The sequence below is a fragment of the Proteus sp. NMG38-2 genome (assembly GCF_020640995.1).
GTDB lineage: Bacteria > Pseudomonadota > Gammaproteobacteria > Enterobacterales > Enterobacteriaceae > Proteus.
In genome coordinates, this window is the sequence record NZ_CP085481.1 from 1,785,270 (window position 1) to 1,797,724 (window position 12,455).

The 12,455-nt window shown below is 39.2% G+C and carries 12 protein-coding genes and 1 other annotated feature; all 12 genes read left to right on the forward strand.

What is annotated here, in order from left to right; genetic code table 11:
* Nucleotides 1–2: 2 nt before the first annotated feature.
* A complete protein-coding gene (gene infC / locus LG402_RS08470) occupies nt 3–542 on the forward strand; it encodes a translation initiation factor IF-3 (RefSeq protein ID WP_166541441.1) in 540 nt (179 codons plus the stop codon).
* A 93-nt stretch (nt 543–635) separates the two neighbouring features.
* Nucleotides 636–833: a 50S ribosomal protein L35 gene (rpmI, locus tag LG402_RS08475; RefSeq protein WP_004263702.1), complete on the forward strand. Its 198-nt coding sequence runs from the start codon at nt 636–638 to the stop codon at nt 831–833.
* A 41-nt stretch (nt 834–874) separates the two neighbouring features.
* Nucleotides 875–1,231 carry a 50S ribosomal protein L20 gene (rplT, locus tag LG402_RS08480; protein WP_036937406.1) on the forward strand — a complete coding sequence of 119 codons (357 nt, stop codon included), beginning with the start codon at nt 875–877 and terminating at the stop codon, nt 1,229–1,231.
* Between the two features lie 104 nt (nt 1,232–1,335).
* Nucleotides 1,336–1,458 (forward strand) — a sequence feature (Phe leader region).
* Between the two features lie 100 nt (nt 1,459–1,558).
* Nucleotides 1,559–2,542 (forward strand): phenylalanine--tRNA ligase subunit alpha, encoded by a 984-nt coding sequence (pheS, locus tag LG402_RS08485; protein ID WP_072070368.1) that lies wholly within the window; start codon nt 1,559–1,561, stop codon nt 2,540–2,542.
* Nucleotides 2,543–2,556: 14 nt separating this feature from the next.
* Complete coding sequence (gene pheT / locus LG402_RS08490; protein WP_166541380.1) at nt 2,557–4,944, forward strand: phenylalanine--tRNA ligase subunit beta; 2,388 nt, start codon at nt 2,557–2,559, stop codon at nt 4,942–4,944.
* Between the two features lie 4 nt (nt 4,945–4,948).
* Nucleotides 4,949–5,245, forward strand: coding sequence for an integration host factor subunit alpha (gene ihfA / locus LG402_RS08495; RefSeq protein ID WP_036937394.1), 297 nt, complete (start codon nt 4,949–4,951; stop codon nt 5,243–5,245).
* Between the two features lie 300 nt (nt 5,246–5,545).
* Nucleotides 5,546–6,553, forward strand: a complete 1,008-nt coding sequence (gene btuC, locus LG402_RS08500; RefSeq protein WP_166541379.1) for a vitamin B12 ABC transporter permease BtuC — start codon at nt 5,546–5,548, stop codon at nt 6,551–6,553.
* A 1-nt stretch (nt 6,554) separates the two neighbouring features.
* Nucleotides 6,555–7,301 carry an ATP-binding cassette domain-containing protein gene (locus LG402_RS08505; RefSeq protein ID WP_166541378.1) on the forward strand — a complete coding sequence of 249 codons (747 nt, stop codon included), beginning with the start codon at nt 6,555–6,557 and terminating at the stop codon, nt 7,299–7,301.
* Nucleotides 7,302–7,436: 135 nt separating this feature from the next.
* On the forward strand, nt 7,437–8,582 hold the full coding sequence (gene arnB, locus LG402_RS08510) for a UDP-4-amino-4-deoxy-L-arabinose aminotransferase (protein ID WP_109408666.1): 1,146 nt from the start codon (nt 7,437–7,439) through the stop codon (nt 8,580–8,582).
* A complete protein-coding gene (gene arnC / locus LG402_RS08515; protein WP_109408667.1) occupies nt 8,583–9,563 on the forward strand; it encodes an undecaprenyl-phosphate 4-deoxy-4-formamido-L-arabinose transferase in 981 nt (326 codons plus the stop codon). It begins immediately after the preceding gene.
* The gene (arnA, locus tag LG402_RS08520) at nt 9,563–11,545 is read left to right on the forward strand and encodes a bifunctional UDP-4-amino-4-deoxy-L-arabinose formyltransferase/UDP-glucuronic acid oxidase ArnA (RefSeq protein ID WP_227336791.1); all 1,983 of its coding nucleotides are present in this window, start codon (nt 9,563–9,565) and stop codon (nt 11,543–11,545) included. The genes arnC and arnA overlap by 1 nt, the downstream gene beginning before the upstream one ends.
* Nucleotides 11,546–11,554: 9 nt before the next feature.
* The gene (gene arnD, locus LG402_RS08525) at nt 11,555–12,448 is read left to right on the forward strand and encodes a 4-deoxy-4-formamido-L-arabinose-phosphoundecaprenol deformylase (RefSeq protein WP_109408669.1); all 894 of its coding nucleotides are present in this window, start codon (nt 11,555–11,557) and stop codon (nt 12,446–12,448) included.
* Nucleotides 12,449–12,455 lie beyond the last annotated feature (7 nt).

The following is a 12,455-nucleotide window of genomic DNA, read 5'->3' on the forward strand; positions in this document are numbered from 1 at the left end:
GTATTAAAGGCGGAAAAAGAATTCAATCAACGCGTCAGAATCGCATCAATGGTGAGATTCGCGCTCATGAAGTTCGTTTAACAGGTTTGGATGGCGAACAGATTGGAGTTGTTAGTCTGAAAGAGGCTCTTGAGAAAGCCGAGGAAGCAGGTGCTGATTTAGTTGAAATTAGTCCTAATGCCGAGCCGCCGGTTTGTCGTATTATGGACTACGGCAAATTCCTCTATGAGAAAAGTAAGACTCTCAAAGAACAGAAAAAGAAACAAAAAGTTATTCAGGTCAAGGAAGTTAAATTCCGTCCTGGTACAGATGAAGGTGACTATCAGGTCAAACTACGCAACCTGATTCGCTTTCTTGAAGATGGCGATAAAGCCAAAGTCACACTGCGTTTTCGCGGTCGTGAAATGGCTCACCAACAAATTGGTATGGAAATGCTTAACCGTATCCGTACCGACTTGGATGAACTGGTAACTGTTGAATCATTCCCTAACCGGATTGAAGGTCGCCAGATGATCATGGTGCTCGCGCCGAAGAAGAAATAGTCGGGCAATTCAAGTAATAGCGTCAGCCTTAATGGCTGATTGCTATTCGCCTCATTATTTTATGTTATTAACAATGCGAAGTGGATTATAGAAATGCCAAAGATTAAAACAGTACGCGGCGCAGCTAAGCGCTTTAAAAAAACTGCTGGTGGTGGCTTTAAGCGTAAACATGCTAACCTCCGTCACATTCTGACTAAAAAATCAACTAAGCGTAAACGTCATTTACGTCCAAAAGGCATGGTCTCTAAAGGAGATTTAGGTCTGGTCGTAGCTTGCTTACCATACGCATAAGTATCATTTTTTTAACAGAATATAGACATTAGGAGTTTAATATGGCTCGTGCTAAACGCGGCGTTGTTGCCCGTGCTCGTCACAAGAAGATTTTAAAGCAAGCTAAAGGTTATTACGGTGCACGTTCACGTGTATATCGTGTAGCTTTCCAGGCTGTTATCAAAGCTGGTCAATATGCGTACCGTGACCGTCGTCAGAAAAAACGTCAGTTCCGTCAGCTGTGGATTGCGCGTATCAACGCAGCAGCTCGTCAGAACGGTATGTCTTATAGCCGTTTCATCAATGGTCTGAAAAAAGCATCCATTGAAATCGACCGTAAGATTCTGGCTGACATCGCTGTATTCGACAAAGTAGCATTTGCTGCTTTAGTTGAAAAAGCGAAAGGTGCTCTGGCTTAATTATTAAGTCAATGGAAGAGGGAGTTTTCTCCCTCTTTTATTTTGTCTAAATTTGTGGCTTAATGATATAAATTCAATAAGTTAATATTTGAAGAGACATTACTCATGTTAAATATCGCTTTTTTCCGTTTCTTTTTTTACTTTAGCGCCTAAATTAAGGGGCTTTTGCGCGTAAGAAAAGAAACGAAAAGTAGCGCCTGAGCCTCCAATATGGAGGCTTTTTTGTTTTCAGATCCCAATACTGGGTTAGAAACCAAAAAGGGCAATTTTATTCGTCATCATTGATAACAACTAATAGACCTCATCAGGTCAAAGGAAGAGGAAACGATGCCACATCTCGCTGAACTCGTTGCTCAAGCTAAAGCAGCTATCGAAGAGGCACAGGATGTTGCTGCGCTGGATTCGGTTCGTGTTGAATACTTGGGGAAAAAAGGTCATTTAACGCTTCAGATGTCCACGCTGCGCGACTTACCCGCGGAAGATCGTCCAGCTGCAGGGGCTGTCATTAACCAGGCTAAACAAGAAGTTCAGCAAGCGCTGAACTCTCGTAAAGAGATTATGGAATCAGCATTATTAAACGAACGTTTATCTGCTGAGAAAATTGATGTTTCTTTACCTGGTCGCCGTATTGAAAACGGTGGTCTACACCCAGTAACTCGTACAATTGAACGTATTGAAACTTTCTTTGGCGAATTAGGGTTTTCTGTAGAATCAGGCCCTGAAATTGAAGATGATTATCATAATTTTGATGCGTTAAATATTCCTGCACATCATCCAGCAAGGGCTGATCACGATACATTCTGGTTTGATGCGAAACGTTTACTGCGTACGCAGACATCTGGCGTGCAAATTCGTACCATGCAAGATAAACAGCCACCTATCCGCATTATTGCACCAGGTCGTGTATATCGTAATGACTACGATCAGACTCACACACCAATGTTCCACCAAATTGAAGGTTTAATTGTTGATAAAGACATTAGCTTTACCAATTTAAAAGGAACACTGCACGATTTCCTGAAAAACTTTTTTGAAGAAGATATGGAAATTCGTTTCCGTCCTTCCTATTTCCCATTCACAGAGCCTTCTGCTGAAGTCGATGTCATGGGCAAAAATGGTAAATGGTTAGAAGTGTTGGGCTGCGGTATGGTTCACCCAAATGTATTACGTAATGTTGGTATCGATCCTGAAGTTTATTCAGGTTTTGCGTTCGGTATGGGTATGGAACGTCTAACTATGTTGCGTTACGGTGTCACCGACTTACGTTCATTCTTCGAAAACGATCTTCGTTTCCTCAAACAGTTTAAATAAGGTGGGATTATCTCATGAAATTCAGTGAACTTTGGTTACGTGAGTGGGTAAACCCAGCGATTAGTAGCGAAGAACTTTCTGAACAGTTGACAATGGCTGGCCTTGAAGTTGATGGTGTTGAAGCTGTTGCCGGTGATTTTCACGGTGTGTTTGTTGGCGAAGTTGTTGAGTGTGGGCAACATCCAAACGCAGATAAATTACGTGTGACTAAAGTCAACGTAGGCGGTGAGAGATTATTAGATATCGTTTGTGGCGCACCTAACTGCCGTCAAGGCTTAAAAGTTGCAGTCGCAACAGTAGGGGCTGTATTACCTGGCGATTTCAAAATTAAAGCAGCAAAACTGCGTGGTGAACCTTCAGAAGGTATGCTGTGCTCATTTTCTGAGTTAGCTATTTCAGAAAATCATGAAGGTATTATTGAATTGCCTGCCGATGCACCTATTGGCATGGATATTCGTGAATACTTAAAATTAAATGATAATGCGATTGAAATTAGCATTACACCAAACCGTGCTGATTGTTTAGGTATTTTAGGTGTTGCTCGTGATATCGCTGTTATCAATAAAATGGAATGCCAAGTACCTGATATGTCGCCGGTTGCGGCAACTTCTTCAGCGACATTTTCTGTTCGTGTTGAAGCGCCAGAAGCGTGTCCTCGATATTTAGGTCGTGTTTTCACCAATATGAATGTGAAGGCAAAAACACCTTTATGGATGCAAGAAAAATTACGCCGTGGTGGTATTCGTTCTATTGATCCAATTGTTGATATTACTAACTTAATTCTACTTGAAATGGGTCAGCCACTGCATGCGTTCGATCTTGATCGCGTTGAAGGTGCTGTCGTTGTTCGTATGGGTAAAGAAGGTGAAAAACTCACTTTACTTGATGGCAATGAAATTACATTAAAAGATGATGTTTTAGTTATTGCTGATGAAAAACACGCATTAGGTATGGCGGGTATTTTTGGTGGCGAATCATCAGGTGTTAATGAAGAAACTAAAAATGTATTTTTAGAATGCGCATTCTTCTCTCCATTATCCATCACAGGCCGTGCACGCCGTTATGGTTTACATACTGATGCTTCTCATCGTTTTGAGCGTGGTGTTGATTCTGAGCTTCAATACAAGGCAATGGAACGTGCAACTAAGCTACTGTTAGAGATTTGTGGTGGTGAAGTTGGTGAAGTGATTGATGTAACCAATAAAGCATATTTACCTAATATTGCACCAGTTAAATTAACTCGTAACAAGTTAGACCGTTTATTAGGTCACGTTATTGATGATGCACAAGTTCTGGATTCATTAACTCGCCTAGGTTTCAACGTTACTGTTGAAAATGATGGTTGGTTAGCAAGCGTTCCTTCATGGCGTTTCGATGTTCAAATCGAAGAAGATCTTATTGAAGAAGTCGCTCGTATTTATGGTTACAACAATATTCCTGATGTGCCACTACGTGCTGATTTGGTGATGACTAATCATCGTGAAGCGAACTTGTCATTAAAACGCGTTAAAACAATGCTGGTAGACAATGGTTTCCAAGAAGCCATTACTTATAGCTTTGTTGATCCGAAGATCCAAGCTTTATTACACCCAAATGAAGACGCATTAATTCTACCTAATCCAATTTCAGCTGATATGTCAGCAATGAGATTGTCTCTACTGACCGGATTATTAACGACTACTGTATATAATCAAAATCGTCAACAATCTAGAGTTAGGTTATTTGAAGCAGGTCTGCGTTTTGTTCCTGATAATCAAGCAGAATATGGAATACGTCAGGAACTGATGCTGGCTGGTGTGATCGCGGGCAACCGTTATGAAGAACATTGGGCTTTAGAGAAGCAAACTGTTGATTTCTTTGATTTGAAAGGTAATATTGAATCAATTCTGGAATTGACAGGCCAGCTAGATGAAATTACATTTAAAGCAGCTAATCATTCAGCGCTTCATCCGGGACAAAGTGCTGGGATTTATCTGAGAAATGAATACATTGGCTGTATTGGCGTTGTTCATCCAGAGCTTGAACGCAAACTTGACTTAAACGGTCGTACGGTAGTATTCGAAATACGTTGGAATGCAATTGCAAATCGTAGTTTACCACAAGCAAAAGCAGTTTCTCGTTATCCTTCGAATCGTAGAGATATCGCTGTAGTTGTTCCGAATGATGTTGCTGCAGAAGATATTTTAGCTGAATGTAAGAAAGTTGGCGGAAATCAAATAGTTGGCATAAACTTATTTGACGTGTATTGTGGTAAGGGAGTAGCAGAGGGCTATAAAAGCCTCGCTATTAGCATAATCTTGCAGGATATCGAGCATACACTGGAAGAAGATGAGATTGCTGCAACAGTAAGTAACTGTGTCGCAGCATTGAAACAGCGATTCCAAGCATCCTTGAGGGACTAGACCTATGGCGCTTACAAAAGCTGAAATGGCAGAAAATCTGTTCGAAAAACTTGGTGTTAGCAAACGCGATGCAAAAGACCTTGTAGAAGCCTTTTTTGAGGAAGTGCGTCGTTCTCTTGAAAATGGAGAACAGGTGAAGCTGTCTGGATTCGGAAACTTTGACCTGCGTGATAAAAATCAGCGCCCAGGTCGTAATCCGAAAACAGGGGAAGACATTCCTATTACGGCTCGCCGTGTTGTTACTTTCCGCCCTGGACAAAAGTTAAAAAGCCGGGTTGAAAGCGCAACACCAAAAGAGTAAAAATTAAAAACACCCAAAACGGCTTTCTATTGAAGGCCGTTTTTTTTGCTTTTTTATCTGTAATTTTATGATGGCTCTCCAATTTAGAAGATGTTTTATTTTTTAATAATCGTAGTTTTTTATTATTTATCATTTAGTTAAATACTGTAATCATAGATACATCTCTTTGTCATTATTCACTCCCAATTAAAGTGTTTTAAAATTAGCTTTTCATCATTGAATACGAACATGTTATGTTGCATTAAAGGTATTTTATAAATAAAAACGATGAAAAAAGCGGTAGTGTTAATAGGGAATAAAATGAGTAAAGATAATCCTCTTATTGAACTTAAAAAAAAACAAAGTATTGGCGATAGAAAAAAATTATTCTTAATGGCATCAATATTGTGTCTACTTTTTGTTTTTTCCCTTTCTCTCGGTGAAATTTCCTTATTTCCACATCAATGGTTAACCGATGAAGCTAAATTATTTATTTGGCAAATTCGACTACCAAGAATACTTGCTGTCATGATGGTAGGAGCAAGTTTAGCCATTGCTGGCGCTATTATGCAGGCTTTATTTCAAAATCCGTTGGCAGAGCCAGGATTATTGGGGGTAAGTAGTGGTGCTGGTGTGTGTATTGTATTACTGATTGTTTTACACGTTGGCTCAAATCCTTGGTTAATAAGCAGTGTGGCAGTTATAGGTGCCTTAGGTATTACCATTTTGTTAATGTGTTTTGCTCAAATAAAAAAACTGTCTAATGCTCAGCTGCTATTAATTGGTGTTGCATTAGGTGTTATGGCGAGTGCTGTCATGACTTGGTTAGTTTATTTCAGTTCAGCTTTAGATTTAAGACAATTAATGTATTGGTTGATGGGGAGCTTTGGGGGGATTGATTGGCGTCATCAAGCATTATTTTGGGCTCTTATTCCGATAGTTGCTATCCTAATTTCACACGCAGATACTTTGAATTATTTATCATTAGGTTCATTTAGGGCAAAGCAATTAGGGGTATCAGTTAATCGATGGCGCAATGGATTTATCTTAGCTGTCGGATTATTGATAGGGCTAAGTGTGGCGATAGCTGGTGCTATTAGTTTTATAGGTCTTGTTGTGCCTCATTTATTACGATTGAGTGGCATAACTCATTATAAAACATTGTTACCTGCGTGTGCACTCACGGGGAGTGGATTGTTATTACTTGCTGATCTTTTATCTCGCTTGATGCTAAATGGTGCAGAAGTTCCGATAGGTGTGATTACGGCAACACTTGGTGCTCCTCTATTTATCTGGTTATTAGTAACGAAAGAGATGGGGCGTTTGTAATATGGCGCTACTTAAGCTTGATAATTTGAATGTTGATAATCGACTCCATACATTTACAGAGCTTGTGGATTATGGTGAACGTATTCACTTAATTGGCGCAAATGGTGCAGGAAAAAGCACGCTTTTAATGGCTATAGCGGGAGAGCTTTCATTTAGTGGTGGAATTATTCTAAACGAAACCTCAATAAGACATTATAAATATGATGATCTTTCTAGAATGCAAAGTATTGTTATACAACAATTAGAGGCTTTGTCATTTATGCCCGTTTTTCATTATCTCGCTTTATATTACAAAGTGTCTGAAATGGATGTTGAGCAACTAAATGTATTGTTGAGTGATTTTCAGATTGATAACTTATTATCAAAAAATATTCATCATTTGTCTGGGGGAGAATGGCAACGGATCAGGATCGCTGGCGCATTTATTCAATTATGGTCAAGTTACGATTTAAAAGGAAAGTTAATGTTACTTGATGAACCAACGAATAATCTAGATGTCGTACAATTGGCGATTTTGGACAAATGGCTTGATATATTTTGCCAACAAGGCGGCACTGTTATTATGAGTACACACGATTTAAATCATTCCTATCAAAAAGCAGACAGAGTTTGGCTAATAAAAAATGGATATTTGGTTGATTCTGGATCATCTGCGCTCTTATTGGATGAAAAATTATTATCAACTACATTTAATACAAATATCAAATGCATCAATGATGTTGATCATATTGATTGGCAAATTTTTTAATATTATGGCTATTGAGACGATTATCCCCAAGTAATTATTAAGGTTTTTTTAATGTTTTCTTAATAAGACGGATGTCGATGAACAATAGTTTGTATATAATTGTTTTTATTCATTCATTAATTAGGCTACATTTTTATGAGTCACTTCCTTCCTTTCTCTCGCCCAGCGATTGGCGATGAAGAAATCAAAGCCGTTGAAGATGTATTGCGTTCAGGTTGGATCACAACAGGCCCTCAAAACCATCAATTAGAGCAAGACTTCTGTGAAAAATTTGGTAGCAAACATGCTATTGCAATTTGCTCGGCCACTGCAGGTATGCATGTTGTTCTAATGGCTATGGGAATTGGCGCTGGTGATGAAGTTATCACGCCGTCACAAACATGGGTGTCAACCATTAATATCATTACGTTACTAGGTGCAGAGCCGGTGATGATTGATGTTGATCGTGATACTTTGATGGTAAGTGCAGAAGATGTCAAAAAGGCGATTACTCCTAGAACGAAGGCAATTATTCCGGTTCATTATGCAGGTGCGCCTTGTGATCTGGATGCATTACGAAAAGTTGCACAAGATGCGGGAATTCCTCTTATTGAAGATGCGGCACATGCGATTGGCACACGCTATAAAAATGAATGGATTGGTGAAAAAGGAACCTCTATTTTCTCTTTTCACGCTATTAAGAACGTGACTTGTGCTGAAGGTGGTTTGGTTGTTACTGATAATGACGAATTAGCCAATCGAGTACGTTGCTTAAAATTTCATGGCTTAGGTGTTGATGCTTTTGATAGACAAATTCAAGGGCGTAAGCCTCAAGCTGAAGTTGTTGAACCTGGCTATAAATATAATTTATCTGATATTCACGCTGCTATTGCGGTGGTGCAATTAGGGCGTTTAGAGGAAATGAACGCGAAACGTGCTGAATTAGTGGCACTATATCGTGAAAAACTCAAAGACTCACCATTAGAGATGTTGAGTATTCCTGAGTATCCTCATTTGCATGCTAATCACCTATTTATGGTGAGAGTAGATAAAAACATTTGCGGTATCGATCGTGATACCTTTATGGAAAAATTGAAGCAAAAGGAAATTGGTACAGGACTTCATTTCCGTGCGGCGCATACACAAAAATATTATCGTGAGCGCTATCCCGCTTTATCCCTTCCTCAATCAGAGTGGAACTCTGCAACGTTATGCTCGCTGCCATTGTTTCCTGATATGAGTAATGAAGATGTTATTCGCGTTGTAGATGCGATCAATGAAATTCTTTCGGAGCATATCTAAGTGTCAACATTTGATAAAATCAAAAAAGTATCGGTTGTAATCCCCGTTTATAATGAAGAAGAGAGCCTTCCTCAACTTTTAGAGCGTACTATAAAAAGCTGTAAGCAATTAAAACAAGAGTATGAGCTGATCCTGGTTGATGATGGCAGTAGTGATAATTCAGCCAAAATGTTAGAAGAAGCGGCTGCAATAGAAGAAAATCATGTAATTGCAATTATTTTGAATCGTAACTACGGTCAACACTCTGCAATTATGGCTGGCTTCAATCAAGCTGATGGTGATTTAGTCATTACATTAGATGCAGATTTACAAAACCCACCTGAAGAGATCCCAAGACTCGTTACAACTGCAGAAGAAGGTTATGATGTTGTGGGGACCCGTCGTCGCAATCGTCAAGATTCATGGTTTCGTAAAACAGCTTCAAAAATGATTAACTCCATGATAACCAAGGCGACAGGTCGCTCTATGGGAGATTATGGATGTATGCTACGTGCATATCGTCGCCATATTGTTGAAGCAATGTTACAGTGTCACGAAAGAAGTACCTTCATTCCTATTCTTGCGAACACATTTGCTCGTCGTACTATTGAAATTGATGTCGCACACGCAGAGCGTGAATATGGTGATTCAAAATATAGCTTTTTAAAGCTAATTAATCTGATGTACGACCTTTTAACTTGCCTTACTACAGCACCGTTACGTTTATTAAGCATTGTCGGCAGTGTGATCGCTGTTTCTGGCTTTGTTTTAGCATTACTTCTCATTGTTTTGCGTATTATTTTCGGTGCAATGTGGGCCGCTGAAGGTGTATTCACACTTTTCGCAATCTTATTTATGTTTATCGGTGCGCAGTTCGTTGCAATGGGCTTATTAGGTGAATATATAGGCCGGATTTATAATGATGTAAGAGCGCGTCCTCGGTATTTTATCCAAAAAGTGGTTGGTGTTAACAAACCCAACGAAGATCAGGAAAAAGACTAATGAAAGCAATAGTATTTGCCTATCACGATATCGGCTGTGTTGGTTTAAAAGCACTTGAAAAAGCGGGTTATGATATTCAAGCTGTATTTACCCACACTGACGATCCAAACGAAAATCATTTTTTCTCATCTGTGGCTCGAGTGAGTGCAGAAATGGGATTGACAGTATTCGCGCCTGAAAATGTCAATCACCCATTATGGATTGAACGTATTCGTGAAATGAAACCTGATGTCATTTTTTCTTTCTATTATCGTCACATGTTAAGTGATGAGATCCTGAATTTGGCACCAAAAGGCGCATTTAATTTACACGGTTCTTTATTACCAAAATACCGTGGTCGTGCACCAATTAACTGGGCTATTGTGAATGGTGAGACAGAAACAGGTGTTACTCTGCATAAAATGACAGCAAAAGCTGATGCGGGTGATATTGTTGCTCAAGAAAAAGTTACCATTACAGATAATGATACTTCTCTGATTTTACATGAAAAAGTAAGAGAAGCAGCGAATAAGTTACTCTCAAGTGCATTACCACATATTGCATCAGGTGATTATTCAACAACTGCACAAGATGAAAGCCAAGCTACTTACTTTGGTCGTCGTTGTGCTGATGATGGCTTAATCGACTGGAATGTAGACGCAAGAACAGTCCACAATTTAGTGCGTGCCGTTACTGAACCATACCCAGGTGCATTTACTTTCTTAGGTGAACGTAAAATGATTATCTGGCGCTCTCGTGCTGTTGCAGATAATCAAGGTAAACGCCCTGGTACAGTTATATCAACAGAACCTTTAGTGATTGCGTGTGAAAAAGGCGCAATCGAAGTGTTAACAGGTCAAAGTGAAAATGGTCTTTATGTTCAAGGAAGTCGTTTAGCGGCTGAAATGGGCATTGTGACAGATGTTCGCGTTGGACCAAAAGCTACGGCACAAGTTAAACGTCGTAAACGTGTTCTGATTTTAGGTGTGAATGGCTTTATTGGTAACCATTTAACAGAGCGTCTATTGAAAGATGATAACTATGATATCTATGGTATGGATATCGGTTCATCTGCAATTGAACGTTTTATTGGTAATCCACGTTTCCACTTTATTGAAGGTGATGTGAGCATTCATACAGAATGGATTGAATATCACATTAAAAAATGTGATGTTATTCTGCCATTAGTGGCTATTGCAACGCCTATCGAGTATACCCGTAATCCATTACGTGTCTTTGAATTAGACTTTGAAGAAAACTTAAAAATTGTACGTTATTGCGTTAAGTATAATAAACGTATTATTTTCCCATCCACATCAGAAGTTTATGGTATGTGTGATGACAAAGAGTTTGACGAAGATAATTCACGTCTGATTGTTGGTCCTATTAATAAACAACGTTGGATTTACTCTGTATCTAAACAGCTATTAGACCGAGTTATTTGGGCTTATGGTGCTAAAGAAGGTCTTAAATTTACATTATTCCGTCCGTTTAACTGGATGGGACCTCGTTTAGATAACTTAAATTCAGCACGTATTGGTAGTTCTCGCGCCATTACACAATTAATTCTAAATTTAGTTGAAGGTTCGCCAATTAAATTGGTTGATGGTGGTGAACAAAAACGTTGTTTCACTGATATCAATGACGGTATTGAAGCATTATTCCGTATTATTGAAAACCGTGATAACAAATGTGATGGCCAAATTATCAATATTGGTAACCCAACTAACGAAGCAAGTATTCGCGAATTGGCAGAAATGCTGTTAGATTGCTTTGAAAAACATGAGTTACGAGGCCATTTCCCTCCATTTGCAGGCTTTAAGAAAATTGAAAGTAGCAGTTACTATGGTAAAGGCTATCAAGATGTTGAACACCGTAAGCCAAGTATTAAAAACGCAGAGCGTTTATTGGATTGGAAACCAAGTATTGAAACCCGTCAAACTGTAGAGGAAACATTAGACTTCTTCTTACGTGGTGCGGTTGAAGAATTAGGCGATAAATAGGATCAGATAATGAAGAAAGTTGGCTTGAGAGTTGATGTGGATACTTATCAAGGAACGAAGCAAGGTATTCCACAGCTACTGGATGTATTTGCCAGACATAACATTCATGCCAGCTTCTTCTTTAGCGTGGGTCCAGATAATATGGGGCGCCATTTATGGCGCCTTTTAAAACCAAAGTTTTTATGGAAAATGCTGAGATCTAACGCTGCATCGTTGTATGGATTAGATATTTTATTAGCAGGAACGGCATGGCCAGGCAAAAAAATTGCTAAGAATCTAGGTTATTTGATGAAAGAAACCCAAAATGCAGGGCATGAAGTAGGGTTACATTCATGGGATCACCAAGGTTGGCAAGCAAAAGTCGCTCGTTGGTCAACAGAAGAATTAATGCAACAAGTTCGTTTAGGTGTAGAAGCACTGGAAAAAGCACTTGAAAACCCTGTAAAATGTTCAGCAGTTGCTGGGTGGCGTGCTGATGAGCGCGTATTAACAGTTAAAGAAACTTTTCAATTCGATTACAATAGCGATTGCCGAGGAACGCATCCTTTTAGGCCGATTTTAGAAAATGGTTCTATCGGTACGGTGCAAATTCCAGTAACATTACCAACTTATGATGAAGTCGTCGGCACAAAGGTAAAGGATGAGGATTTTAATCAATTTATTATTGATGAAATCAAAAAAGACAGTGGAATACCTGTTTATACTATCCATACCGAAGTTGAAGGAATGTCAAAAGCGGCTCAGTTTGAGCAGTTACTGGCAATGATTGCAAATGAAGGCATCGAATTCTGTCCGTTAAGCGATTTATTACCACAAGATAAAGAAACGCTTCCGATGGGTAAAGTTGTTCGATCTGACTTTCCAGGTCGAGAAGGCTGGTTAGGGTGCCAACAAGAGGTCTAACGAAACT